We start from the raw sequence: 24115 nt of genomic DNA on the forward strand, positions 1-24115 counted from the left end.
AACCGCACGTCTCAGTTGCGGATTCGTCCGCCGCTCGACCGCTGCTGCGATCTTCGCGACAGCGCTAGCACGCGTAGCTTTGGGTGCGGAGCGGATCACGTTACCGCCGCGGTCGCCCTCAGGCGGGTCAGCCGCTGGACTCGCGTACGACGAGTCTGAACCCCACGGTGTGGTCGACGGTTTCTGTCGGTGGCCATGGTCCGGCGATTCGTTGGGTGAGAAGGTCCATCGCGAGTTCGGCGATCTCGTTGTGGTCGGGCGCGATGGTCGTCAACCGGGGCGTGCTGTACTGCGACTCTGAGATGTCGTCGAAGCCAACCACGGCAACATCCTCAGGCACGCGGCGGCCTCGGTCGGCCAGCCCGCGAAGCGCGCCGAGTGCGATGGAATCGGTCATCGCGACGATGGCGTCGAAATCGAGCCCGCGATCGCACATCGACAACGCGCACTGCAGCCCTGTCTCGGTGTCCCAGGCGTCTCCGACGATCACCAGGTTGGGGTCGGGCTCGAGTCCCGCTTCCCGCAAGGCGTGCTCGTACCCGCTCATCCGAAGCTCGAAGCCGTCGTTGGGCATGTCACTGGCGGTGGTTCGCTCTGGTTCCGGCGGGCCCGCCACGATCGCGATCCTGGTGCGACCGCGCTCCAGGAGGTGCCGGACCGCAGACGCGGTGCCGTCATGGTTCGGTAGCCCGATGTGATCCACTCCCGACCCGCTGAATCTTTCGCCCAGCATTACAACTGGGCTGGCTGCGAGAACGTCGACCAGGTCGCGCGCGGCGAGGCCGACCGATGCAATGATCAGCCCGTCATACAGCCGCACTCGAGACCTCGCGATGGCGTCCAGCTCTCCACCGCGACTCGTGCCCGTCTCTTCGACGACGACGCGCAGCCCTCGCGCTGCTGCAGCGCGGACCACCCGCGATGCCAGTTGTGCAGCGTAGGGTCGATCGATTTCGGGCACGGCGAGGCCGATAGTGCCCGTGCGGCCAGCTCGCAGATTGCGTGCGGCGACGTTCACCCGGTAGTCGAGGCGCTGGATCGCTTCCATCACGCGATCGCGCAGCTCGTCGTTCACGGACTGACGTCCGTTCAGCACATTGGACACAGTCATGGGGGACACCCCGGCGGCGGTTGCGACGTCCTGGATCGTTGTCGCCACGGGGCCTCCTTTGGATTGCGGTTGATGCTCCAAGAGTGGGATCAAGTGAATCGTACTGGTCGGTTGACAAACAGTTCTTCGATCAATAGCCTCCATGTATCGATACATGAGCAGGTTACCATCCCTCTGGTGTATCGATACACAGCACCAGATCTCGACAAAGGAGTCTCAATGAAACGACGTACTGGACTTGCCATCGCGGCGATGGCGATCACGGCAATGTCCCTCGCGGCCTGCAGCAGCGGCGACGGCGGAGGAAGCGCTGACGGCCAGGCCAAGCTGAGCATCCTGTCGTGGGACGGTGAGGCCGTGATGCAGCCTGTTATCGACGCGTTCGAGAAGGCGAACCCCGACGTCACCCTTGACGTGTCGTACTCGCCTCCTGTTCAGGAGTACATTTCGACACTGCAAACGCGCGTCCTCTCGGGAACAGCTCCCGATGTCTTCCTGATCGCTGCTGAGAACAAGACCAACCTGATCGACGGCGGCCACGTACTCGACCTCGCGGGTGAGTCTTTCCTCGACGGCATTCCCGACATGAACCAACGAACGTACGGTCGCGACGGCGCGGTATACGGGCTTTCTGTGAGTTCGTGGGGAAGCGGGATCATGTACAACGTCGACATGCTCAAGGACGTCGGGTGGACGGAGCCTCCTGCGACGTGGGATGAGTTCCTGGAGCTCTGCAATGCGCTCAAGGACGCCGGCATCTCGACCCCCTATCTCGAGGCGCTCGACGGCATCCCGACCGCCCTCGTCGCGTTCCTCGGAGCGCGTGATGCGTCGCAGGACTTCCAGATGGATGCGGCGATCTTCGACGGCTCGTCCTCGTTCGAGGAGGAATGGACGCCGGCGCTCGAGCAGTACAACCGCCTGTTCACCGAGGGCATCGAGACATCGACGGTGGCGGGCATTAAGCCCGACCAGATCATCGACGAGTTCGCGGCAGGGAGGGTCGCGATGTTCCCCGCAGGACCGTGGAACGTCGCCGGCATCCGCGAGAAGGCGCCGGATCTCAACATCGCGATGATGCAGGTGCCGGGTGCTGACGGCGGCGAGCCGTACCTCGCCGGCGCGGCGAGCCCTGGGTGGGCGATCAACCCGAAGTCGGAGAACATCGACTTGGCCAAGACGTTCCTCAGCTTCATGGCATCGGAGGAGGGCATCTCCGTCTACCAAGAGGCCAGCAACGCAATCACGGTCACGCCGAACTTCGATCCCGTCGTCGACGAGGCGTTCGCCCCACTGGTCCCGAACATCCGCGAGGGTGCCTTCTACCTTCCGCAGATCGCGTGGACTCGGGCAGAGGACGTGCTGAACATCGAGGCCACGGCGCAGATCCAGTTGATGGCGCTCGGCCAGGCGACTCCCGAACAGGTCGCCGCAGCGCTGGACGCCAAGCTCGCCGCCAACCCTGAGTGAGCCTGTGGGGGCGGCGTATGCGCCGCCCCCACCCCTCAAGCGAGGAAATTCTTGTGTCTGCACTAACAACCGAGCGGTCCGCTGCCGGCCCGCTCGCTCTGATCCGATCGAGCCGAGTGAAAGCACCTGGCCCGCGCCGTCGCGAGGCGACCGCCAATCAGCTATTCCTGATCCCGATCATCGCCGTGTTCGTGGTGCTGTTCGTCATCCCACTCGGCCAGAGCTTCTATTGGAGCTTGACGGACTTCACCGGATACTCCACCGACGTTAACTACGTCGGGCTGGAGAACTACCGACAGATCTTCACCGACCCCTCGATGCTCGCGGGCCTCGGCTTCACCTTGCTGTTCGCCATCTCCACGACGGTCGTCATCACCGCGCTGGCGATCCCGTTGGCGGTCGGACTCAACAAGCGCTTCACCGGACGCAACTTCGTCCGATCGCTTTTCTTCTTCCCGTCCGTACCGAGTCTCGCCCTGCTCGGCTTGGTCTGGAGCTACATCCTCTCGCCCCTCGCCTCCGGTGTGCTCAACCAGTTCCTGGCAGCATTCGGCGCCGGCCCGGTTCCGTGGCTGTCAGACTCAACGCTCGCCCGAGTCTCTGTAATCACGGTCGCCGTATGGAGCGCTGTCGGCTGGCACGCGGTGCTGTACCTCGCCTATCTGCAGTCCATCCCTGCGGATTACTACGAGGTCGCCACGATCGACGGCGCCTCAAGCATGCAGCAGTTCCGCTACATCACGCTGCCGCAGCTCGTACCGGCGATCATCGTCAGCCAGTTCCTCCTGATCACCGGCGGCCTCAAGGTCTTCGACCTGCCATTCACTCTGACGAAGGGCGGACCCGGCTACTCGACGTACACGATCACGCAATCGATCATCACCAGTGGTGTCGGGCAGGGCCGGTACGGACTCGCCTCCGCGCTCGCAGTCACCTTCACCATCGCCGTCGCCGCCATCTCGATAGCGCAGCTGCTGCTGTCGCGCCGCATCGAACGGAGCGTGCTGTGATCCGCATCCATCGCCCCGTCCGGGCGATCATCATGATCGCTCTCGCCTGCCTTGTGGGCGTGCCTCTCTACTACATCGTCATCAACACGTTCAAGACGCAGGCCGACATGGTGCAGTCCCCACTCGGGCTGCCGTCTCCCTGGTACTTCGGCAACTACACCGAAGCGTTCGAGCGCGTACCTCTGGTGCAGAGCTTCATGAACAGCCTCTACGTGACCATCGGAGGCGTCTTCGTCCAGCTCGTGATCGGCGCGATGGCCTCATACGCGATCACCATGCGAGCGACCAAGTTCAACCGGATCGTCGGAGTCGTCCTGCTGCTCGGATTCATCGTGCCGACTCAGGCGACACTGATTCCGCTGTACCGGACCCTGGTCGACTTCAAGCTGGTCGACACCCTCAACGGTCTGGTCGTCCTGTACTCGGCGGGCGCAATCTTCTCGTACTTCCTGATTCAGGGGTACATGAAGACCGTGCCGTTCGAGATCATCGAGGCGGCGAAGATTGACGGGGCCAACACATGGCAGATCTTCTGGCGGATCATGCTGCCGCTGATCCGCCCGATCCTCATCACCGTCGGCATCTTCCAGACGATGTGGATCTGGAACGATTTCGTGCTGCCCAATGTGTTCATCTCATCCTCCGCGAAGCGCACGATCGTGCTCCAGGTCTACAGTGCGGTGGGGGAGTTCGCGACTGACTGGCCGGCATTCATGACGGTGTCGGTCATCGCGCTCATTCCCATGGTGATCTTCTTCGTTTTCACCCAGCGCCAGATCGTCTCGGGCCTTGTCGCGGGAAGCGTAAAGGGATGACCGGCGGAGCCGCTCACAGTGAGAACGATGAGGCTTCCGGGTTCCTTCTCGTCCACTTCGTCGAGGATCACCGCGGACATGGCGAGCGAGTCTACTTCTCGCTGAGCGACGGTGACCCAACCCGATGGGCTCGGCTGAACGATGGTGATCCGGTGCTGGAGTCGCTCCTCGGCACGACGGGGGTCCGCGACCCGTTTCTCGTAGAAGGCGACGACGAGTACTTCATCATCGCGACCGATCTGCGCGTGTACGGAGGCGACGGTCAGGGCTGGGACGTGTGGAAGCGGCACGGCAGCCGCTCGCTGATCGTGTGGCGATCCACTGACCTGACCCAATGGTCTGAGCCGTGGATGCTCGAGGTCGTAGGCCCCGAGGCAGGGATGGCATGGGCACCGGAAGCGGTCTACGACGCCCAACGGCGCGAGTTCTTCGTGTTCTGGGCGTCCACGCTGTTCGGTGAAGACGACCCGGATCACGCCGGCGACACCTACAGCCGCATCCTGGGCGCATGGACTCCGGACTTCCGGTCAATCAGGGACCCGCGAGTGCTGATCGACTATGGGCGCGATGTGATCGATACGACGATGCAGATTCACGACGGCCAAGTGCACCGGATCTCCAAAGAAGACTCCGGACTCGCTGACTCCCGTCGAGTGTTCCACGAGGTCGGCTCCGCGCTAGAAGCGGACGACTTCACGCTCGTCGAAGCTCGAATCGCTGACGAGGCGCACAGCCAGATCGAAGGACCCTTGCTGTTCCTAGACCAGGGGCACGGAACCTGGTACCTGTTCGTTGACCAGTTCGCACACCGGCCTCAGGGCTACATCGCGCTGACCACCCGCGACCTCCATGACGGCTGGACGCTGCTGCCTGCGGACCAGTTCCACATGCCTCCCAACACCAAGCACGGCAGCGTGCTGGCTGTCACCCGATCCCAGGCCGATCGACTCCGGGCCGCTTTCTAGCAGCCCGGTCTCGTTCGCCCGACGACTCACTCCCTACCCTCTGAGGAAATTGATGTCCTACCCGTCAACCGCGCGCATCGTGATCAACGCCGACCTGCCAGAAGCCACCATCAACCGACACCTGTACGGCCACTTCGCCGAGCATCTCGGCCGCTGCATCTACGGCGGCTTCTACGTAGGCGAGGACTCGGACATCCCGAACGTCCGCGGCATCCGGTCGGACGTTGTGGAAGCCCTCCGCAAGATCGCCATCCCCAATCTGAGGTGGCCCGGCGGCTGCTTCGCAGACGAGTATCACTGGCGCGATGGCATCGGGCCCCGCGCCGAACGGCCCCGGATGATCAACACCAACTGGGGCGACATCGAAGAGAACAACCACTTCGGCACGCACGAGTTCTTCGACCTCTGCGAGATGCTCGGCGCCGACGCCTACGTGGCAGGCAATGTCGGCAGCGGCACCGTCCAGGAGATGAGCGACTGGGTCGAATACATAACCCGCGCCGGAGACTCTCCCATGGCACGCCTTCGCCGGGAGAACGGGCGAGAGGAGCCATGGAAGGTACCGTTCTGGGGCATCGGCAACGAGCCCTGGGGCTGCGGTGGGAGCATGGACCCGGCCCACTATGCCGCCGAGGCGCGCAGATACGCGACGTTCTGCCGCGACCACGGCGACAACAAGCTCTACCGGATCGCTGCGGGCGCCTCAGACGACGACGTCGCCTGGACCAAGGCCCTAATGGAGGCGATCAGTTGCTTCGGTTGCCAGAAGGAGCCGACCAACATCTACCAGGGGCTGTCCTTCCATTACTACAGTGCCCTGAATATGGAGCACGGCGCGCGGGGGTCGTCGACCGACTTCGATGAGGGCGAGTACTACGCGCTCATGAGCAAAGCGCAAGATGTCGGCCGGGTCATACAGACCCACAAGAGGGTGATGGACACCTACGATCCTGCTCGCAAGGTCGGGCTGGTCCTGGACGAGTGGGGCACCTGGTGGGATGTCGAGCCCGGAACCCACCCCGGGTTCCTGTATCAGCAGAACACTCTGCGAGACGCACTCGTGGCTGCGGTGCACTTCGACCAGTTCCATCGGCACGCAGACCGGCTGATCATGGCGAACATCGCGCAAACCGTGAACGTGCTTCAGGCGATGATCCTCACCGACGAGCAGACCGGCGAGATGATCCTCACCCCGACTTACCACGTGTTCGAGATGAACCGAGGCCATCACGACGCGACAGCCGTCCATACTCGTATCCTCGACGCTCCCGAGGCACGCGTCGCGGCCGGACGCCGGCTCGAGGTCGCATCCGCCTCTGCGAGCGTGAAGGACGGCGCGATGCTGGTGTCGCTGAGCAACCTCGACCTCGACACCCCGCTCGAAATCGTGTTCGACATCCGAGGCGCCTCCGTTGCGGATGCGTCGGGCCGGCTGCTCGCGGCTGATACCGTCCATGAGCACAACTCTGTCGGCGCGCGCGACGCGGTGAGCCCAGCCCCGCTCCCGGTCGAACCCCACCCCGCGGGAGCAAAAGTGATCCTCCCGCCGCACTCCTTCGCCACTGTGTCGTTCGCAGTTCGCCCTTGACAGTCACCCCGAGATCCTTGCCGCCAGAAAGAACTTGAATTGAACACGATCCCGCACCCCCTCTTCCGGGACCCCGTCTTCGACGGTGCCGCCGACCCTACGCTCATTTGGAATCGGCGTGAGAAGGCCTGGTGGATGATTTACACGAACCGCCGCGCATGGTCTCCTCCCATCGACGACGTGTCGTGGGTCCACGGCACGGACCTCGGCATCGCGACGTCGACCGATGGGGGGATCAGCTGGCTGTATCGGGGCATTGTCGAAGGACTCAACATCGAGCCGGGGCGCCATACGTACTGGGCGCCGGAGATCTTCGATGACGGCGAGAGCTATCACATGTATGTGAGCTTCGTCGCGGGTGTCCCGACCCGGTGGGAAGGGCACGCCAGGACCATCCGGCACTACACGAGCCCGGATCTGATCCAGTGGACCTATCAGTCCACGCTCGCCCTCGGCTCGGACCGTGTCATCGACGCGTGCGTATATCGCCTTTCGGACGGCAGGTATCGCATGTGGTTCAAGGACGAGGCGGACGAAGGGCACACCCACTTCGCGGACAGCGACGACCTATTCAGCTGGACGCCTCGTGGCCTGGCAGTGGGCATCTCCTCGCACGAGGGACCGAACGTCTTCCGACTTGGCGACGCCTACTGGATGCTCGTGGACGAATGGGCTGGCCTGCGAGTTCTGCGATCGGACGACCTCCTGAACTGGGAAGCTCAGGACCGCATCCTCGATGTCCCTGGTACCGGTGACGACGACCAGACAAACGGTCAGCATGCGGACGTCGTTGTCTCAGGCGACGCCGCCCACGTCTTCTACTTCACCCATCCAGAGCGCGATGCGGGCGGCTCTGGCAACGCTGACTACCGCCAGCGGCGGACCTCGATCCACGTCGCGCTTGCCCGCGTGGTGAACGATCGTCTGGTGTGCGACCGCGACGAGCAGCTGGCCGGTCCGATTCTCCCGAACCTCGCCAACTGATCCGGTGAACCGAGGGGCCCGCCAGAACGCAGGGCGTCGTTTGCGAGCTCAGGAAGACCGACTTGGGTGCTCATGCACGGCCATCGTCTCCACGCCTCTTGCCGTCGACCTGGCGACTCCAGCCTGTCTCTGTCGGCGGCGCTGCAGAACTGGTCGATTCCGGCGCTTGAAAAGTGAACGGTTGCGGGCAGTCTAGTCAGCGGTTTCGGCGTACCGAGCATGGTTCCCGTCGCCGCCCGTTCCAGGGCGAACCGGTCGGAACGGCGGGCAGTGTATGCCTCCCGTGGTGTCCGCGATAACTCGAGTTGGATCCTGGAGTGGTTCGCGAGGAGAGCGGACCTCGTCGCAGTCGACCTTCACATCCCGAGAGGCGAACGGCACGAGGCGGCGGCGTTGGGCGGCGAATGTTTCAGATCGCTGGTCGGGAGGAGGGCAACGAACTGGCCGACGATCTCGTCCGCCTCGCGAGCATTCGGATGCGCACCGCGCACCCCGGTGCCCTCAACGGGAGCTCGAACGAGATTGAGCCGGCCGGCGACGGCTTGGCTTAGCCGAAAACTGCGCTCTCCGCCCACCTCTACGTGCGGAAAAGGATAAGGGGCCTCGGCTTGCGCCGGGCCCCTTATGTGTAAGCACCGATCCGCGAAGCGTCCGGTGTTTGTGCGTCTAGTCTAGCCTGTGTGTCACTGATCGAGCGTGTGAGTCCTCGATTCGTCGGAGACGCCCGGCTGCGGCGGATCCTCGCGGACACCGGGGGCGACATCGCTCTCGCGCATGAATTGTTCGAGTGGAACGTTCGCGCTTCGGGCGCCGCCATGGAGGCGATCTATGTCTTCGAGCTCGTCCTGCGCAACGCCATCGATCGCGAGCTACGCGTCTGGAACGACGGGATCGCAGGGACGGAGGACTGGCTCTTGCGCCCGCACCCCTACCTGCTGCGTGCGATGAACCAGAGCGAACTGTCGAAAGCGGTAACGCGAGCGAGACGCATCGCCGCAGACCACGACCGGCCGGTGAGTCACGATGATGTGCTGGCGCAGATGTCGTTGGGAGTGTGGCGCTACATACTTCCGTCGAAGGCGAACAAGTCGAAGCAGAAGCTGTGGACAGTCGCCATCAGCAACGCGTTCCCGGCCTGGCCAGGCGAATGGTCGGCAGACAGCATCGTCGCCCGCGTCGCCAACGTCCACGGCCTCCGTAACCGGGTCGCCCATCTCGAACCACTCCATCGCTACGACCTCCGCAGGGTCCGGCGAGACATGCGAAGCGTCTGTCACGCGATTGGCCCAGATGCGGCTCGATTCTTCGTACAGACGGAGCGGCTCCTGCCCGTGATCGAGGCGAATCCCGCCATCTGACGACGTCGGCGACGGCGAGATCCCTGCCACGTTTTTGCCACGAATTGAACCGGGTCGGCCTGATTGAAACGGCACTCCGCGACGTCAGGTCCCGCGGATTGGTGCGGATTCGATTGACCTCGATTGCCATCGGCGCGATTTCAAATCCCTCCGTCTCCGCCGAAAACCCATTGGCCGGAGACTGTTAATTTCGCTTCCGCCACGAGCGCTGCCACTTCTGCCTCGGTCTGGGTGCGCTGGGCGGTGAGCAGATCGACGATCATGTCCTTTACATGCTGAGCATTCTGTTCAGCTGCCGCGCGACCGAGAAACATCTGAGTCCTCCAGGGATAGCGACGGCGAGAGCCCAGATCCCTGGGTCTCTCCGCCGTCAGGCAGGACGCCGACTTCGCTGACGCCTCGCCGACCACCTCCCATTCCTGTCGGATGAGTCCGCAAGCCCATCTGGGCTCCGTCAGCTGGCCGAACCTAGACGGCGAGGGGTTAGAGAACCGTACTCGGCAACTCATGGGTCATTCGCGGTGACAGCCCGTGAAGCATGTGACCTGACTCCATGCAGAGAACTGGTGCACCTGTAGGACCATCGCCTGGCGGCTGACTAAGCCCTTCGGGTCGGCTCCGGCGCGAATTCGAGGCGTGCGATGCTGCCGTCGCGCCAAATGAGCTTCAGATACACGAAGACGAGCGTGACGATCAGCACCCGGAAGATCAGCTCCTCGACGACCACGCCGAAGACCGTCGTGCCCAACTGCCCGCCAAAGCCGGACCAGTCGTCTGCTCCGCCGGTCACGGTGATGGCTCCGAGCGCCCACTCGGCGAGGAACGCGAGGCTGATCGCAACGAACGGGATGATCAGCCCGACGACGATGTCCAGTGGGGTGCGTGAGGATGCCGTGAGGCCGAAGCTCCGGAACACCGGCCGGTGGTTCCTCAGAAACCAGACGGGGCGAGGTCGGCACCGACGAGTGTCACCGCCGGGGCGGAGACTGCGTCGGCTCTGGTTGTCTCACCCTAGCGAGAGCACCCACCGACCGGGTGTCCAAGGGTCGCGTCACCGATGACTCGCGACGGCGGGCTCAATCACTCGTGATTCCGGGGCAACGGTTGCATCCACTTCAGTTGTGTGTGCGCTCCAGCCACGCGGTGAAGGTCTCGCTGCCGAGTTCGGCGCCGTCGCGCGGGAGGAGGGTGCCGTCACGCTGTGCTTTGCCGAGTGCGCCGGGGAGCGCGACCGCGGGGATCCATCCACGGTGACCGCGTGAGTGTGCCCATCGGCGCACCATGTCGACGAGGGACTCTTCTCTCGGGCCGGCGAGTTCGACGTAGCCGCCTCGTGCGGGGGATTCGGCGAGGTCGACGAGGCGCGCCGCGACCTCGCGCCCGGCGATCGGCTGCGTTCGCATCTTCGGAGCGAGGTGGAGGGGGCCGGCTTTCGCGGTGGCGTAGATCTGCTGCGCGAACTCGTGGAACTGGGCTGCACGCAGGATCGTCCACGGCACCGATCCCGCCTCGATAGCAACCTCCTGCGCGCGCTTGCCGGCGTAGTAGTCGAATGGAGCGAGGTCGACGCCGAGGATCGAGAGAGCGACGTGTCGAGCGACTCCGGCACGTTGTTCGCCCGCGAGGAGGGTGCGGGTAGCTTTCCCGAAGAATGCAGTAGACGCATCCGCATTCAACGTGTTCACGTTCGCGACGTCGATGACCGCGTCTGCACCGTTCAGCGCATGATCCAGTCCTGCACCGGTCGTCAGATCCACACCTGTCGACCGGGCCAGGAGGACCGGTTCGTGCCCTCGCGCACGGGATTCGTCCGCGACGAGCCCTCCCATCAGTCCCGTGCCTCCTGCGATTGCGATTCTCATGTTCTCCCTCTCCGTCTCGAAGCGCCCAGATGGGCCCCTGCTGTGTCGACGACGTGGCTGTGTGGAATGTGAGGCTCACACTTCACCAGTCGGCGTCGTCGATTGAGAGAGCGGACAGAGAACACTGGTCTCGTACTCTGCAGAAGGAGGCAAACCATGAAGGATCGTGATGTCGCCGGCGCGCTCGATGCCGAGCGGCCGGCGCTGCGTGGGCTCGCCTATCGCATGCTGGGCAGCGTGAGCGACGCCGAGGATGCGGTGCAGGATGCGTTCGTGCGGTGGGTGCGCCTGACGAACGATGAAAGGGCATCGATCGAGAATCCGGGTGCGTGGATGATGCGCGTGACCTCGCGCATCTGCCTCGACATGCTCGGGTCTGCTCGCGCACGTCGTGAGACGTATGTCGGGCCGTGGCTCCCTGAACCGGTTCCCGCGCTGGCCGAGCCGCCGGTGTCGGATCCTCTCGAGCGGGTCACCCTCGACGACTCGGTGAGCATGGCGCTGCAGGTCGTGCTCGACACGCTCACTCCGGCCGAGCGGGTGGCGTTCGTGCTGCATGACGTGTTCGAGCTCCCGTTCGCGCAGATCGCCGAGACCGTCGGACGGTCGGTGGAGGCGACGCGGCAGCTGGCCTCTTCCGCCCGCCGCAAGGTGCGTTCCCGCACCGGGGACGCCGCCCCGCGCGAGCGGCACGACGCCGTCGCCGCAGCTTTCGCCGCCGCGACCGGAGCGGGGGACTTCGATGCGCTCGTCGCCCTCCTCGACCCGAATGTGGCGCTCACCTCGGACGGGGGCGGCAAGGTCAGCGCTGCGCGGCGCCCGGTGCTCGGCGCGGTCAACGTCGCGCGCTTCATCCTGGGAGTGCTCACGCAACGCCCGGATGCGCGGATCGACCCGATCGCGACGGGCGACGGGCTCGGCTTCATCGCCAGCGAGAACGGCGTAGTCGACACTGTCATGGTGCTCGGGGTGCGAGCAGACCTCGTGTCGGACGTATGGCTCGTGCGTAACCCGGAAAAGCTCACCAGCTGGCGCTGACCTGTCTCGGCGATGCCGTCCGGTGACGACGACTGCGGTCGCTGCTGAATCCCTCGAGGGCATCGGGACGATCTACACCGCGCCGAGCGGCCACCCCGTGTAGGCCTCGGCGAGGTACGCGCGGCCGGCCTCGGAGTCGACGATGGTGCGGAGCTCGCCGAGTTGGCGGCGGCGGTCGAAGTCGCTGTCGGTCGGATTGATGTGGAGCATCTGGGTCATCCACCACGAGAAGTGCTGGGCCTTCCAGATGCGCTCGCGCGCAGCATCCGCCCACCCATCGATCACCGTCGCGTCGCCCGAATTCAGCAGTGCGTCCAGCGCGCGGGCGAGCAGGATCACGTCGGCGACCGCGAGATTCATGCCCTTCGCGCCGGTCGGGGGCACGGTGTGCGCGGCGTCACCGACGATCGCCGCGCGACCCCGGCGCAGTTCGTGCGCGACGAACGAGCGGAACCGCAACACATCGCGCTGGAAGATCGGCCCCTCGGTGAGCTCGTGCCCGGGCACACGCTTCTGCAGAGTGTCCCAGATCTCCGCCTCGCTCAGAGCGTTCGGGTCGTCGTTCGGATCGCACTGGAAGTACATGCGCTGCACCTGCGGAGAGCGCTGGCTGATGAGCGCAAACCCGTCGGGTGAGTTGGAGTAGATGAGTTCGTCGGCGCTGGGCGGGGCTTCGCACAGGATGCCGAACCAGGCGAACGGGTACTCGCGAAAGGCGCCGCCGTGCGGCCCGGTGATGGCGGTGCGGATGCTCGACCGTGACCCATCCGCACCGACCACGAAGTCCGCCTCGATCGTGATCGCAGCGCCCTCGGCGTCGGTCGCGATCACGCGGGGGCGGTCGGTATCGATGTCTTCGACCCCGCTCACCGTCACCCCGAATCGCAGGTCTTGCCCGGCCGCGAGGCGCGCCGCGATGAGATCCTTCAGTGCCTCGTGCTGCGGGTACAGCCACACCGAGCGCCCCACGAGCGCGGCGAAGTCGATGCGGTGCCCGGCGCCATCGAAGCGCAGTTCGATGCCCTCGTGCTTCGAGCCGACGGTGTGCACGCGCGATCCGTCGATCTGCGCGAGGAGGTCGACTCGGGCGTCCCGGTCGCCAAGCTCGTCGCCGACGCCGAGGTTGACCTCGGGCTGCAGCAGCTCAGCGAACTGATCAGCGCCCTGAAGCGGCAGCACAGTGTGGACGTGCCTTCGGTCTCGTGATGGCATGATCAAGAGTCGTGATGAACGATCCTCGAAGCGACTCCGCTATCGACGAATTTGTTGAAGCCGTGCGTGCGATCGCGCCAGGCGAGCTTGAGGTGACGAGCACTGACGCAGGCTTCGGCATCGCGTACGCCGAGACGCTCGTGCAGCACGGCATCCTGCTGAGGATCGAGCAAACCTACTGCAGCGTCGTGACGTGCGATCCGGTAGGCCGCACCTTCGTCATGGAGGACCGCGGCATGGTGCGCCGCAGTGAGCTCGGAGGAACCAGCCGGTCCGTATCGGGCGCGCGCGGCCGCCTCAACGCGTGGGCGCAGGTCACGTTGTGGGGCGAGAATCCCGATGGGTCGTGGGGCGAGGTCGGCACGCAAAAGCAGGACACTCGCGTCTTGCATGCCGCAGTGCGAGGGGCGGCCGAGGAGTTGGGTTGGATCGAGAAGCAACCGGCAGCCGCGAACGTGGGCAAACTCGTCGCCGGGATCGTTGTCGCCGGGTTCGTTCTCGCGGGCGTGGTCGTCGCCGCGCTCGCGCTCACCGGCGGGTTCGGCTGACTCTGGGTTCGGCGTCGCGGGTTTTGCTGGCCGCCCGCGTCAGCCGTGGTGGCGGTGGTGCAGGTACAGGTGATCGAGTCGATCCCCCAGTTGGTGGGTCCGGTGAGCGGATGCCGCCGCCTACGCGACGTGGGCGGTGAGCGAGGCTGCGGCCGGGCGTTCGTAGGCCACCAGCGACGCGCGGAGTGTATCGAGCTGTGAGATGAGCTCGGCGGCGCTCCGCTCGTCGAGGGGCACAGCCTCGCCCAGGCACTCAGCGACGGGGCCGAGTTGGTCGCGTAGCGCGTGCCCCGCGGCGGTCGCGGTGACGAGCACGCGGCGCCGGTCAGCGGCATCCGTCGATCTTTCAATCAACCCGTCGCGTTGCATGCGGCGCAACAGGCCAGCGACGCTGCTCGAATCGAGCATCAGCGTGTCGGCGAGGTGGCCCGGGGTGGCGACCTCTTCTTCCCACAGCACGATCAGTACCATGAGCTGCTGATAGCTGAGGCCCCACGGGGCGAGGAGGTCGCGGTAGAGCTGGAGCGTGGCATTGGCTGTGGAGTACAGCGCCAGGCACACCGCCTTGCTCAGCGCCGACGTGTGGTCGGTCGAGACGGGCTCGGTCACTGGGGGAGCGCCGTCTCGATGGCCGCGATCACCTCGGGGGCGTCCGGGGTGGTGCGCGGGCTGAAGCGGGTGATCTCTCCGGTGGGGCTGATCACGAACTTCTCGAAGTTCCAGGTAATGCGGCCTGCTTTGCCGTCGGGCCCGGGGACCTTCGTCAGCTCTTTGTAGAGCGGGTGGGCGCTGCGGCCGTTGAGCTTGACCTTCTCGGTCATGGGGAACGTGACGCCCCATGTCGCCGAGCAGTACTCGGCGATCTTGTCTTCGCTGCCGAGTTCTTGCATGAACTGGTTGCTGGGGAATCCGATCACGGTGAACCCGCGCTCGCCGTAGGTGCGCTGAAGTTCCTCGAGCTGCTCATACTGCGGGGCGAGGCCGCATCGCGAAGCAACATTGACGACCAGGGCTGCTTTGCCCGCGGTGAGGGCGCCGAACGTGGTCTGCTTGCCGCGGAGCGTGGTCACGGGGATGTCGCTAAGGTCCATGAAAGAATGCTTGCACGCAAATAGCTTGTGCACAAGCAAATGGTGGTTCGAATATCGGTGAGTGATGCCAGGACGAGAAGCGCACACCCGTCGGTCAGATCTTCAGGGAGTGAAGACGGGACTCGACGCCGCGCCATAGATGGCGCATAGAAACTCCATAGACACCGGTGGTGCGGTGGAACACATGAAACGACTTGCCCTCACCGCCACCGCACTCTTCACCGCAGGTCTGCTCGTCACCGGCTGCGCCGTCACACTCGACGGCTCGGGTGACGAGCCGGCCACGACCTCGAGCACATCGACCGTGGAGTCGACCGCCACCTCGACCGCCGACACGAGCGCGGCCAGCGGTGACGTCGACTGGAGTCAGTTGCCCACCACTGACGTCGTCCTCACCGACGAAGGTCTCACCATCACAGAAGCAGGCACCTACGTGCTCAGCGGGTCGACGACGGGCAGCGTCGTCGTCGACAGCGACGCCGAGGTGCGCATCATCCTTGACGGGGCCGCCATCGAGTCCGCGGACGGCGCCGCGATCCAGGTCGACAGCGCCGAGGTGACGGTCATCGAGCTGGCCGAAGGCTCGAGCAATGTCGTGTCTGACGCATCGACCCGCAGCGACGAAGAGATCGACGGTGCCATCTACTCGGCAGACGATCTCATCATCACCGGTTCGGGAGCACTCGAGGTCACCGCGAACTTCGCCGATGGGATCGTCGGCAAGGATGACCTGTTGATCGAATCGGGCACCATCACGGTGTCGAGTGTTGACGACGGCATCCGGGGCAAAGACTCCCTGATCATCGAGGGCGGAACGATCTCGATCGACGCGGAGGGCGACGGAATGAAGTCGACCAACGACACTGAGGTGGGCGAAGGTCGACTGGTTGTCTCGGGCGGTGACATCACCATCTCCACGGGCGATGACGCGGTCAAGGCCGAACAGCAGGTGACGATCGCGGGCGGCAGCATCGACATCGTCACGTCCGTCGAGGGCATCGAAGCGCCCGTGATCGTCATCGACGGCGGCGAGATCTCGGTGAATGCGTCGGATGACGGCCTCAATGCCGCGGCCTCGGCGATCGTCACGAGTGGGCTCAGCATCACGGTCAACGGCGGCGACATCACCGTCGTGATGGGCGCGGGCGACACCGACGGCTTCGACAGCAACGGCGACCTCACGATCACGGGTGGCACGATCGACGTGACCGGCCAGTCCACTTTCGACTTCGACGGCACGGGCACCCTCGAGGGCGGCACCGTGATCGTCAACGGCGAGCAGATCACCACGCTGCCCAACCAGATGATGGGCGGTGGCGGCGCCGGTGGTGGCGGTGGTCCGCGCCCGTAAGCTCCGCCTCCGGGGCACCTACGCCCGCGCACATCGGTGACGAAACACCCGATGCGCGCGGGCGCGAGGGCGGGTATCGTGAGCCGCGCGGCCGCGCAGGGCTCGCACCTCTACAAAGGAGTTGCACACATGGGAATCGACGACATCGTCAACCAGGGCAAGGACTTCCTGGAGCAGAACAAGGACAAGATCGCCGACGTGCTGAAGAGCGACCAGGCGGAGGATATTTCAGACTCCGCTCTGGAGGCGGGCGCCGAATTCGTGAAGAAGATCGCCCCCGACTCCATCGATGAGCACGTCGACGGAGTCCGCGACTCGATCGACAAGTCCATCGGGAACGAGTGACGCTGCCTGAGCCAAGCGAATACATCGTGCGGACGCGCAGGACCGGATAGGCGGTCGCTACGTGCGAGCCTCGTGGCGGTGGGGTTTCAAGCGAGCGGGCGCGTCCGCGGCATCCACCCATTCCGCCTGAAAGGTGCCGCGGTACCCGAAGAGGAACCCGAACCGGTCGTTGTGAACCTCGAGGTCGATTCGGAAGCACTCGTCGGCGTCGTCGTAGTACTCGCGCAGGTGGGCGCGACCGCTGAAGAGCATCGGGAATCGGAACGCGATCGGGCCCTCGTAGAAGCGCTGAGCGCCGGACGTGAGAACGATTCCGCCGCGCTCGTCGACGCGAAGATCGAGGTCAACGGCGAGGTGTTGGTGAGTGCCGAGGTAATCAACGATGCGCCCCTCGTCGAGGACCATGGTCGCATCGAAGCGCCGGTGCTTGTCGCCAAGCGTGTACTCGCGCACGAAGGTGACGGTCTCACGCCCGAAGGGATCGAGATACGGGTAGTTCTCGATCACGAACGGCACGTTCGAACCGGTGTCGGGGATCAGGATGTTGCGCAGTCGACCGAACTGCAGAAACGGCACCGTCCACCAGGGCCCGCGGCGGATGCTGGTCATGACGCCGCGGCCGACGCACGCGCGGCCTGCGTCGAGCCCGACACTGAACCGCCTTTGCATCATGGGATGGAGGCGCTCGAAGTCTGACCCGAGTGCGGCCTGGAAGAGCGAGGTCATGCTGTGGACCTCCGCGGCGCGCGCAAGCAACGAGCCGCCCGGGGGCGATCGCCCCGCCACCACCACAGCGTGCTCCACAGCGGCCAGCGCTCGGGTTCGGTGCCGGTCTCGAGCCAGATACGCAGACGGTCGAAGCTCCACGCGGTCGCCCATCCCAGCAGGGGGCGCACGATGACATCCAGCGCACCCCATCCCGGTGTGTAGTCGTAGCCGGTGATGAACGTCGTCGTCTGGGCGTCGACGGGGACGTAGCGCCAGTACCCGCGCCCCTGTGTGATGGGGGAGAGGCGGTCGTCGGTCTGGAAGCGCAGCGCCGATGTGCACGTGCCGTCCGGCCGGTCTTTCTCGCCGAGGCTCACCCCCGTGCCGTGCACGGTGTGAAACGGGACGCGTCGTTCGTAGGTGAACGCCGAAGCGCCGGAGCCCGTGGCCCCGCTCGGAGTGATCCGCGAGAACCGCACGTCCCAGCGCGGGTGCTGGTCTGGCTGCTGCGTTGCGTCCCACACTGCCGTCAGATCCGCGCGAATCTGTATCTCGACGTAGATCCCCCGGCGCTGCACATCGCCACCGTACGGCATGACGTCCGTTGCGACGTCCTCACCCGACGTGCAGTTGGTCCTTACCCGCCGCTTTCGACTCGTACATCGCGTCATCGGCACGGTTCAGCAGTTCGTCGGCGGTAGGCCGCCGGCCATCGTCCGGAGAAAACACCGTCGCCCCGACGCTGACCGACACCCGTACCTCGGTCCCGCCGACGTCGATCGGCTCGCGTGCGAGTTCGAGCACTCGTTCGGCGACCGTGGACGCCGCCTGTGCGTCTGCCTCTGTGCAGATCGCGACGAACTCGTCGCCGCCGATGCGTCCGACGAAGTCGTGCGTGCGCACCCCGTGTCGTAGCCGCTGAGCGAGCTCGTGCAGATGTCACGGGGAGGAAGCGCTCCCGCGCGCGAGGAAAATCTGCTACACGGAGCCGGTTCGCCCGTTACAGCATCCGTGACGTCTCCTCACGTTGCATTCTCACGCACGGCGCGCTCAAGCGCCTCACGATCGTGGATGGGGGTCGCGCGCGGATAGCTCGTGGTGAGGAAGTGCTGAGCGAACGGGAAGCACGCGACCTCGAAGGGAGAGGCCGCACGGAAGCCCTCGCCGAAAGTGTTGTCGGTCACGTCCGAGGCGTCGAGGGGAATGTCCAGCGCTTGCGTCATCTCGTCGGGGTCGAACACGAGCCCGAACGGCTCGGAACCGGGATCCATCAGGCGCCCGCCGTAGTCGACGCTGAGGTTCCCTTCGATCCACAGGCGAGGGTCCAGTCCGCGCATGGTTCCCGCCGGAACGGATGCCGTCACCGCCACGCGATTCGGTCTGTCCTTGCTGTGCACATCGATCACCACTTCGCCTCGATGCGAGGTGGTGACCACCGCGCGGCTGGTCGTTGCGGGGGAGAACCCTTGACCAGGGTCGTAGTTGATCGTGTTCGACTCGTAGTCGCAGATGACCCAGGTCAGCATGCCCGTCCGGGTGTTCTCCGCGATCACGTACAGCTCGACGCGCGCGCCCCAGAACACGGAGGCGTGCACGTTGAACATCCCGAGGATCGCGCAGAGTCGGGGCGTGCCATCCGCGAACATCGAGGTCGGCACCAGCCGATAGTCCGGCGGCAGGAGTCGCTGGGCGGCTTTCTCGTCGGTGATCTCATATGCCAGGAAGAGGCAGTACGGGTCGACGACGAATCCCATGTACTCCTCGCCACCCGCGCGCGACACGATCCACCGTTGCAGCTTCTGCGGCATCCGCGCGAGCATCTCCGCGCGCCCGTACAGTGCAGCCACACCTTTCGGACTGATCGTGCTCTCGGTGTGCGCGACGAAACGACGAAGGGTCGACGGGTCGATCTGCGTGGTCATGGGGCAAGGGTATGCGGAAGACCGCGGATGCCGGCCGCGCCCGACATTCCTCCCGAAACGTGCTACAAGGACGGTTCGCCCACGAGCTCGATGTCGTTGAGCTTCCAGCTCTGGTCGAACCACGCCTCCAGCGGTCCATAGGCCCGGAAGATGGGGAACCACGACTTGCCGGGGATCGTCTCGACCCAGTTGCTCTCCTTGCCCTCGGGTGCGGTCGGTCCAAAGTACAGGTCGTACGACCCGTCGTCGTTCGGCACCGTGTGGCCATCGTTGCTGGCGAGGGCGGGCGCATCGGTCGAGGGCACGATCAGCAGGGACCGGGTCTGAGTGTCATACAGGTCGACAGCCCAGAAGTTCTTCGCCGGCGGCTCGGCGTCGACATGCATCCGATACGTCTTGGCGCCGTCGAAGGGATTGCCGTCGGCGTCATCGAGCGCATAGGCGTATGCCGAGCCTGCCCCGATGCGTGCCTTCGCCATCGCCGGTGTGATGACTGTCGCCATGTAGTGGTACTGGGTGCGCGCATCGAGCAGGCGGGCACCGTTCCGCAGGAACTCGTAGCTGCCACCGACGAACGCGTTCCGCCACGAGCCGTACAAAACGGCGTCCGGGTCGCGGGGAGCATACGCGAGCACACGCGCGATCCCCGCCCCGATGAGCGCCGCGTGCTGCAGGATGTCGCGCAGGCGTTCGTCGGGCTCGAACGGCTGTCCGTGTGAGATCCCGATCGCCGCGAGCTGGCCGGCCCTCTCGGCATCCAGAGCCTCTGCGGGCTCCTCATTCACGAGCTGCGCCACCTCTTCGAAGAAGTGGAAGTCGTTCGAGTGGATCGTGTTCATCGACAGATCAGAGAAGTTGACGAATGTGTTCGGCGTCGGCTCGGTTGCCTCGGCGAGCGGATAGATCTTCGTCTGCTTCATGGCGGGAACCCCGCCGAGGGCGCGCAGCACGACGAAGTTGGTGAAGGTGGGGGTGCGGTAGGTGAAGTACCCCTCGGGAACATCGCCGTCATAGCCGGGCGGGAGGAAGAGGTATGTGCCTCCCGCACCGCCGTCCGGACCGGCGATGCCCATGTCGGCGACGTAGCGGAACCAGAAGTCGTCCACGACGCACAGGGACTGGGGCGGCGCTTCGATGACGGTCGGTCCCCACGCCTTCAGGTCGAGCATCATCACGCCGTACGTGGTCTCAGTGTTGGGCGTCAGCAGGAGCGACTTCGACGTGGCCCGCGGCTCGGTGATGCCGATCTCGCGAGGAGTGGTGACCCCGGCCTGTCGCAACCCGGCGCGAAACGCCACGAGCGACGCGCCGGGAACGGCATTGAGAAACACGTCGATGCCGCGCAGGAGGTCGAGCGCGTCGTACGCGCGCCCGACAGTCTGCGGCAGCGGCACGCCGTCGAAGAACTCCAGATCCCCGAACGGCGAGGGAATCGTATCGGGGAGGCTCAGTGACGCGATCGCCTCCGCGAAGTCTTCGGCTGAAAGTCCTGCGGCTGTTGGCTCGGTCATGATGTCCTCCGGTGGTCGGCGATCAGTGGGTGAACGTAGAGGTCTGACCCATGACGGGCATCGGTGACTGCAGGCTGTCGAGCTCGGCGACAGCCTCTCGGATGTCGCTGAGGAGAGACTCCGCAAGGTTCCGACTCAGGCCGTTGCGCACGACGATGCGCTGGACGACGAGGTCGGGCATGTCATCGGGCATCGGGTACGCCGGCACCAGCCATCCCTTCAGCCGCAGCCTCTCGGACAAGTGGTACAGATTCCAGTTCTCGGTGTGACCCTCGGCGAGGCGCCACGCGAACACCGGGATGTCGCTGCCGTCATTCCACAATTCGAAGGCGTCCATCGCGCCGATTTCTCCCGACAGGTACATCGCGACGTCGCGGCACGTCGCCTGCACCTTGCGATAGCCGTCGAAGCCGAGGCGCAGGAACAGGTAATACTGCAGCAGCACCTGTGCTCCGGGGCGCGAGAAGTTGAGGGCGAACGTGGGCATGTGGCCGCCCAGGTACGTCACGTCGAAGACGAGGTCGGACGGCAGGTCGTCGACGGACCGCCACACGACCCACCCCAGACCGGGGTACACGAGCCCGTACTTGTGGGCCGACGTGCTGATCGACACCACCCGGTCGACGCGGAAGTCCCACTCGAGTTCGGGCTGCAGGAACGGGGCGATCATGCCGCCCGAAGCGCCGTCGACGTGGATCTTCACGTCCAGTCCGGTCGCCGCTTCGATGGCGTCCAGCGCCTCGGCGATCTTGAGCACCGGCTCGTACATGCCGGTGTAGGTGACGCCCATGATGGCGACCACGCCGATGGTGTTCTCGTCCACGTAGGTGTCGAGGTCGTGACCATCCAGCACCGGGTGCTCTGCTGAGATCGGCACGTAACGCGCCTCGACGTCCCAGTAGTTGCAGAACTTCTCCCAGCACACCTGCACCGCGCTCGACAGCACCAGGTTGGGCCGCTCGGTCGACTTGCCGGCAGCGCGGCGGGCATGTTGCCAGCGGCGCTTCAGCGCGAGCCCGCCCAGCATGCACGCCTCGGACGAGCCGATCGTGGATGTGCCGATGGCGTTCGCCGAATCCGGTGCGTTCCAGAGGTTCGCGAGCATCCGCCAGCAGCGCGCTTCGATCGCCGCCGTCTGCGGGTACTCGTCCTTGTCGATCATGTTCTTGTCGGCAGCTTCGAGATACAGCTTGTTCGCGTGGGGGTCCATCCAGGTGCCGACGAATGTCGCCAGGTTCAGCCTGGAGTTTCCGTCGAGCATCGCCTCGTCGTGCACGACCTGATATGCCGTGTCGGGGAGGGATTCGGCGTCGGGGAGCCGATCCATCGGAAAGTCGGTGGCCTCGCCGGGGCGCACGAAGATGGGGTTCAGCTGGTTCCAGTCACCGAGACCCGTGAATGCCTGGGATGACTGGTCAGGAGCGACGGGGCCGTCCGAGGATGCGTCTGCGACGCCGGGGCGCGTGTTCATGGTCATGCCTTTCTGCCGGGCTGCATGTCGAGTCTTGCGTGTCGCGGCGGCGACGACATAGGGCTGACGGTTCCTTTCTCGAGTGTGTCGTCAGGTGGCCGCGCTGGCATCGTTCAGATTGTGTGATCCGGTGCGCTCTCTTGCTCGATCGGATGCCGCACCATGCGGGCCGCGATGACAGTGCCGGCCATCACCAGGATCGTCGTGACCAAGCCCAGCCAGACCAGGTCGGTTGCCGCGAGCACGACGTACCCGATGAGAGCCGAACCGCCCGCGATGCCGACGAGGGGCAGCTGCGTGACGACGTGAGTGATCACATTGCACCCGGCACCCGTGGCCGAGAGGATCGTGGTGTCAGAGATCGGTGAGCTGTGGTCGCCCGCGACCGCGCCGGCGAGGACTGCTCCCAGCATCGGCAACAGCAACTCAGGGGCATCCACCGCATTGACGATGCCACCGGCGATCGGCAGCAACAGCCCGAATGAACCCCACGATGTGCCCGTCGAAAACGCCATCGCCGCGGCGAGGACGAACACGACGGGGATGAGCCACGCCGGCGCGAGGTTCGAGGATTCGACGAGTTCGCCCAAGAACGCTCCGGTGCCCAGGGTGTCGATCAGGCTCCCGAGCATCCACGCGAGAATCAGGATGCCGACGGCCGGCAGCATGGCTTTCGCGCCGTCCCGCCAGCCGCGCCAGAATGTGCCCCACGTGAAGTCCGGGTTCGAGTGTGTGTAGCGCACGTAGTAATACAGTGCGCTGAGGATGCCGAGGAGGCCGCCGACCATCAGAGCGGCGCTGGTGTCGGTGGATGCCAGGATGTCGACGAACGACCACGAGCCCGATGCACTTACGCCCGTCCACACGATGCCCGCGAACACGCCGACCACGAGCGCGAGGAACGGCACGATGATCGCGCGCTTCGCCCCCGGCTCATGCACGGGGAGATCTTCGCTCAACTGACCCGGGACGACCTCGCCCTCCGCGAAGGGCCGGTCTTCGAACAGCGCGCGGCGCTCTTCCTTGCGCATCGGCCCGATATCCACGCGGAGCAAGATGGTGAGCCACACCAGTGCGGCAGCAGCGATCGCGTAGTAGTTCGAGACCGCTGCGCCCAGGAACGCCTCGACGGTGCTCATGGTGAGTGTCGACGCCGCGACGATCGGGGCGAGGATGCCCATGATGTAGGCGCCCCAGCTCGAGAACGGCGCGAGCACGGCCACCGGCGCCGATGTCGAGTCGACGATGTAGGCCAGCTTCGCGCGCGACACCCCGTGCTGGTCGGTCACGGGCCGGCTGATTTGGCCGACGGCAAGGGCGTTGAAGTAGTCGTCGATGAAGATCACGATGCCGAGAATCGCCGGCAACATCTGCCCACCCTTGCGCGTGCGGATGCGCGTGACGGCCCAGTCGGCAAACGCCTTCGTGCCGCCTGACATCATGATGAACGCGGCGATGACGCCGAGCAGCATCGTGAAGATCAAGATGTACACGTACCAGGTGTTCACAGCGCCTTCAGCCCAGAAGATCGCGGCGAACGACTCCCAAATGAGCGACAGTGTCTCTAACGGTGCGAAGGTCGCGATGAGCAACGCAGCCGTCAGCACGCCGGCACCGAGGCTCAGCATCACTTTCTTCGTGATGATCGCCAACGCGATCGCGATGATCGGCGGAATGAGCGTCAACCACGGTGCTGATTCCAGCATCCGGCCCCCTTTGCCTGTGCGGTCGAAGCTAGCCTGGCACGCATCGCAC

The 24115-nt window shown here is 65.1% G+C and carries 26 protein-coding genes; 12 read left to right on the forward strand and 14 right to left on the reverse strand.

Going from position 1 to position 24115, the window contains the following annotated elements; translation table 11 throughout:
- Nucleotides 1-127: 127 nt before the first annotated feature.
- Nucleotides 128-1159 (reverse strand): LacI family DNA-binding transcriptional regulator, encoded by a 1032-nt coding sequence (locus tag ON062_RS13215; protein WP_274647606.1) that lies wholly within the window; start codon nt 1157-1159, stop codon nt 128-130.
- Nucleotides 1160-1330: 171 nt separating this feature from the next.
- Between ON062_RS13215 and ON062_RS13220 the strand changes: the two genes are divergently transcribed.
- From ON062_RS13220 to ON062_RS13255, 8 genes are all read left to right on the forward strand, one after another.
- Complete coding sequence (locus tag ON062_RS13220) at nt 1331-2581, forward strand: ABC transporter substrate-binding protein (protein ID WP_274647607.1); 1251 nt, start codon at nt 1331-1333, stop codon at nt 2579-2581.
- A gap of 53 nt (nt 2582-2634) precedes the next feature.
- Nucleotides 2635-3591 carry a carbohydrate ABC transporter permease gene (locus ON062_RS13225; protein WP_274647608.1) on the forward strand — a complete coding sequence of 319 codons (957 nt, stop codon included), beginning with the start codon at nt 2635-2637 and terminating at the stop codon, nt 3589-3591.
- Nucleotides 3588-4406 carry a carbohydrate ABC transporter permease gene (locus ON062_RS13230; RefSeq protein WP_274647609.1) on the forward strand — a complete coding sequence of 273 codons (819 nt, stop codon included), beginning with the start codon at nt 3588-3590 and terminating at the stop codon, nt 4404-4406. The genes ON062_RS13225 and ON062_RS13230 overlap by 4 nt, the downstream gene beginning before the upstream one ends.
- Nucleotides 4403-5371, forward strand: coding sequence for a glycoside hydrolase family 43 protein (locus ON062_RS13235; RefSeq protein ID WP_274647610.1), 969 nt, complete (start codon nt 4403-4405; stop codon nt 5369-5371). The genes ON062_RS13230 and ON062_RS13235 overlap by 4 nt, the downstream gene beginning before the upstream one ends.
- A 52-nt stretch (nt 5372-5423) precedes the next feature.
- The gene (locus ON062_RS13240) at nt 5424-6959 is read left to right on the forward strand and encodes an alpha-N-arabinofuranosidase (RefSeq protein ID WP_274647611.1); all 1536 of its coding nucleotides are present in this window, start codon (nt 5424-5426) and stop codon (nt 6957-6959) included.
- Between the two features lie 39 nt (nt 6960-6998).
- Nucleotides 6999-7943 carry a hypothetical protein gene (locus ON062_RS13245; RefSeq protein WP_274647612.1) on the forward strand — a complete coding sequence of 315 codons (945 nt, stop codon included), beginning with the start codon at nt 6999-7001 and terminating at the stop codon, nt 7941-7943.
- Nucleotides 7944-8347: 404 nt separating this feature from the next.
- The gene (locus tag ON062_RS13250; protein WP_274647613.1) at nt 8348-8494 is read left to right on the forward strand and encodes a hypothetical protein; all 147 of its coding nucleotides are present in this window, start codon (nt 8348-8350) and stop codon (nt 8492-8494) included.
- A 129-nt stretch (nt 8495-8623) separates the two neighbouring features.
- Nucleotides 8624-9301, forward strand: coding sequence for a hypothetical protein (locus ON062_RS13255; RefSeq protein ID WP_274647614.1), 678 nt, complete (start codon nt 8624-8626; stop codon nt 9299-9301).
- 140 nt (nt 9302-9441) lie between these two features.
- On the opposite strand, the gene ON062_RS13260 is transcribed toward ON062_RS13255, so the two are convergent.
- From ON062_RS13260 to ON062_RS13270, 3 genes are all read right to left on the reverse strand, one after another.
- Nucleotides 9442-9564 carry a hypothetical protein gene (locus ON062_RS13260; protein ID WP_274647615.1) on the reverse strand — a complete coding sequence of 41 codons (123 nt, stop codon included), beginning with the start codon at nt 9562-9564 and terminating at the stop codon, nt 9442-9444.
- A gap of 335 nt (nt 9565-9899) precedes the next feature.
- Entirely contained in the window at nt 9900-10217 is a 318-nt protein-coding gene (locus ON062_RS13265) for a hypothetical protein (protein WP_274647616.1), read from the reverse strand.
- A 199-nt stretch (nt 10218-10416) separates the two neighbouring features.
- A complete protein-coding gene (locus ON062_RS13270; protein ID WP_274647617.1) occupies nt 10417-11163 on the reverse strand; it encodes an SDR family oxidoreductase in 747 nt (248 codons plus the stop codon).
- A 156-nt stretch (nt 11164-11319) separates the two neighbouring features.
- On the opposite strand from ON062_RS13270, the gene sigJ reads away from it, so the two are divergent.
- A complete protein-coding gene (gene sigJ, locus ON062_RS13275) occupies nt 11320-12201 on the forward strand; it encodes an RNA polymerase sigma factor SigJ (RefSeq protein ID WP_274647618.1) in 882 nt (293 codons plus the stop codon).
- A 72-nt stretch (nt 12202-12273) separates the two neighbouring features.
- On the opposite strand, the gene ON062_RS13280 is transcribed toward sigJ, so the two are convergent.
- Entirely contained in the window at nt 12274-13413 is a 1140-nt protein-coding gene (locus ON062_RS13280; RefSeq protein ID WP_274647619.1) for a 4-hydroxybenzoate 3-monooxygenase, read from the reverse strand.
- 14 nt (nt 13414-13427) lie between these two features.
- Between ON062_RS13280 and ON062_RS13285 the strand changes: the two genes are divergently transcribed.
- Nucleotides 13428-13961 (forward strand): hypothetical protein, encoded by a 534-nt coding sequence (locus tag ON062_RS13285; protein ID WP_274647620.1) that lies wholly within the window; start codon nt 13428-13430, stop codon nt 13959-13961.
- 120 nt (nt 13962-14081) lie between these two features.
- On the opposite strand, the gene ON062_RS13290 is transcribed toward ON062_RS13285, so the two are convergent.
- Both ON062_RS13290 and ON062_RS13295 read right to left on the reverse strand, forming a co-directional pair.
- The gene (locus ON062_RS13290) at nt 14082-14570 is read right to left on the reverse strand and encodes a MarR family winged helix-turn-helix transcriptional regulator (protein WP_274647621.1); all 489 of its coding nucleotides are present in this window, start codon (nt 14568-14570) and stop codon (nt 14082-14084) included.
- The gene (locus tag ON062_RS13295) at nt 14567-15052 is read right to left on the reverse strand and encodes a glutathione peroxidase (RefSeq protein ID WP_274647622.1); all 486 of its coding nucleotides are present in this window, start codon (nt 15050-15052) and stop codon (nt 14567-14569) included. The genes ON062_RS13290 and ON062_RS13295 overlap by 4 nt, the downstream gene beginning before the upstream one ends.
- 184 nt (nt 15053-15236) lie before the next feature.
- Here ON062_RS13295 and ON062_RS13300 point away from each other — a divergent pair, with 184 nt between their 5' ends.
- Complete coding sequence (locus ON062_RS13300; RefSeq protein ID WP_274647623.1) at nt 15237-16403, forward strand: carbohydrate-binding domain-containing protein; 1167 nt, start codon at nt 15237-15239, stop codon at nt 16401-16403.
- A 129-nt stretch (nt 16404-16532) separates the two neighbouring features.
- Entirely contained in the window at nt 16533-16748 is a 216-nt protein-coding gene (locus ON062_RS13305) for a hypothetical protein (RefSeq protein ID WP_274647624.1), read from the forward strand.
- 57 nt (nt 16749-16805) lie between these two features.
- On the opposite strand, the gene ON062_RS13310 is transcribed toward ON062_RS13305, so the two are convergent.
- The 7 genes from ON062_RS13310 to ON062_RS13340 form a co-directional block, all read right to left on the reverse strand.
- Nucleotides 16806-17474, reverse strand: a complete 669-nt coding sequence (locus ON062_RS13310; RefSeq protein WP_274647625.1) for a DUF4166 domain-containing protein — start codon at nt 17472-17474, stop codon at nt 16806-16808.
- Complete coding sequence (locus tag ON062_RS13315; RefSeq protein ID WP_274647626.1) at nt 17471-18034, reverse strand: SRPBCC family protein; 564 nt, start codon at nt 18032-18034, stop codon at nt 17471-17473. Before ON062_RS13315 ends, ON062_RS13310 begins: the two co-directional genes overlap by 4 nt.
- Nucleotides 18035-18071: 37 nt before the next feature.
- The gene (locus ON062_RS13320) at nt 18072-18392 is read right to left on the reverse strand and encodes a GGDEF domain-containing protein (RefSeq protein WP_274647642.1); all 321 of its coding nucleotides are present in this window, start codon (nt 18390-18392) and stop codon (nt 18072-18074) included.
- Nucleotides 18393-18478: 86 nt separating this feature from the next.
- On the reverse strand, nt 18479-19378 hold the full coding sequence (locus ON062_RS13325; RefSeq protein WP_274647627.1) for a hypothetical protein: 900 nt from the start codon (nt 19376-19378) through the stop codon (nt 18479-18481).
- 62 nt (nt 19379-19440) lie between these two features.
- Nucleotides 19441-20889, reverse strand: a complete 1449-nt coding sequence (locus tag ON062_RS13330) for a DUF1254 domain-containing protein (RefSeq protein ID WP_274647628.1) — start codon at nt 20887-20889, stop codon at nt 19441-19443.
- Nucleotides 20890-20911: 22 nt separating this feature from the next.
- Nucleotides 20912-22366: a glutamate decarboxylase gene (locus ON062_RS13335; protein ID WP_274647629.1), complete on the reverse strand. Its 1455-nt coding sequence runs from the start codon at nt 22364-22366 to the stop codon at nt 20912-20914.
- Between the two features lie 107 nt (nt 22367-22473).
- Entirely contained in the window at nt 22474-24066 is a 1593-nt protein-coding gene (locus tag ON062_RS13340; RefSeq protein WP_274647630.1) for a Na+/H+ antiporter NhaC family protein, read from the reverse strand.
- Nucleotides 24067-24115: the final 49 nt, after the last annotated feature.

The organism is Microbacterium sp. C7(2022), from assembly GCF_028823665.1.
In the GTDB taxonomy this organism is placed as follows: Bacteria; Actinomycetota; Actinomycetes; order Actinomycetales; family Microbacteriaceae; genus Microbacterium.

Coding starts and splice junctions, on each gene's coding strand:
- ON062_RS13260 (WP_274647615.1), bottom strand. CDS start 9,564: ATGATCGTCGATCTGCTCACCGCCCAGCGCACCCAGACCGAGGCAGAA.
- sigJ (WP_274647618.1), top strand. CDS start 11,320: ATGAAGGATCGTGATGTCGCCGGCGCGCTCGATGCCGAGCGGCCGGCG.
- ON062_RS13285 (WP_274647620.1), top strand. CDS start 13,428: ATGAACGATCCTCGAAGCGACTCCGCTATCGACGAATTTGTTGAAGCC.
- ON062_RS13240 (WP_274647611.1), top strand. CDS start 5,424: ATGTCCTACCCGTCAACCGCGCGCATCGTGATCAACGCCGACCTGCCA.
- ON062_RS13250 (WP_274647613.1), top strand. CDS start 8,348: ATGTTTCAGATCGCTGGTCGGGAGGAGGGCAACGAACTGGCCGACGAT.
- ON062_RS13335 (WP_274647629.1), bottom strand. CDS start 22,366: ATGACCATGAACACGCGCCCCGGCGTCGCAGACGCATCCTCGGACGGC.
- ON062_RS13270 (WP_274647617.1), bottom strand. CDS start 11,163: ATGAGAATCGCAATCGCAGGAGGCACGGGACTGATGGGAGGGCTCGTC.
- ON062_RS13300 (WP_274647623.1), top strand. CDS start 15,237: ATGAAACGACTTGCCCTCACCGCCACCGCACTCTTCACCGCAGGTCTG.
- ON062_RS13280 (WP_274647619.1), bottom strand. CDS start 13,413: ATGCCATCACGAGACCGAAGGCACGTCCACACTGTGCTGCCGCTTCAG.
- ON062_RS13235 (WP_274647610.1), top strand. CDS start 4,403: ATGACCGGCGGAGCCGCTCACAGTGAGAACGATGAGGCTTCCGGGTTC.
- ON062_RS13340 (WP_274647630.1), bottom strand. CDS start 24,066: ATGCTGGAATCAGCACCGTGGTTGACGCTCATTCCGCCGATCATCGCG.
- ON062_RS13305 (WP_274647624.1), top strand. CDS start 16,533: ATGGGAATCGACGACATCGTCAACCAGGGCAAGGACTTCCTGGAGCAG.
- ON062_RS13220 (WP_274647607.1), top strand. CDS start 1,331: ATGAAACGACGTACTGGACTTGCCATCGCGGCGATGGCGATCACGGCA.
- ON062_RS13295 (WP_274647622.1), bottom strand. CDS start 15,052: ATGGACCTTAGCGACATCCCCGTGACCACGCTCCGCGGCAAGCAGACC.
- ON062_RS13310 (WP_274647625.1), bottom strand. CDS start 17,474: ATGACCTCGCTCTTCCAGGCCGCACTCGGGTCAGACTTCGAGCGCCTC.
- ON062_RS13325 (WP_274647627.1), bottom strand. CDS start 19,378: ATGACCACGCAGATCGACCCGTCGACCCTTCGTCGTTTCGTCGCGCAC.
- ON062_RS13330 (WP_274647628.1), bottom strand. CDS start 20,889: ATGACCGAGCCAACAGCCGCAGGACTTTCAGCCGAAGACTTCGCGGAG.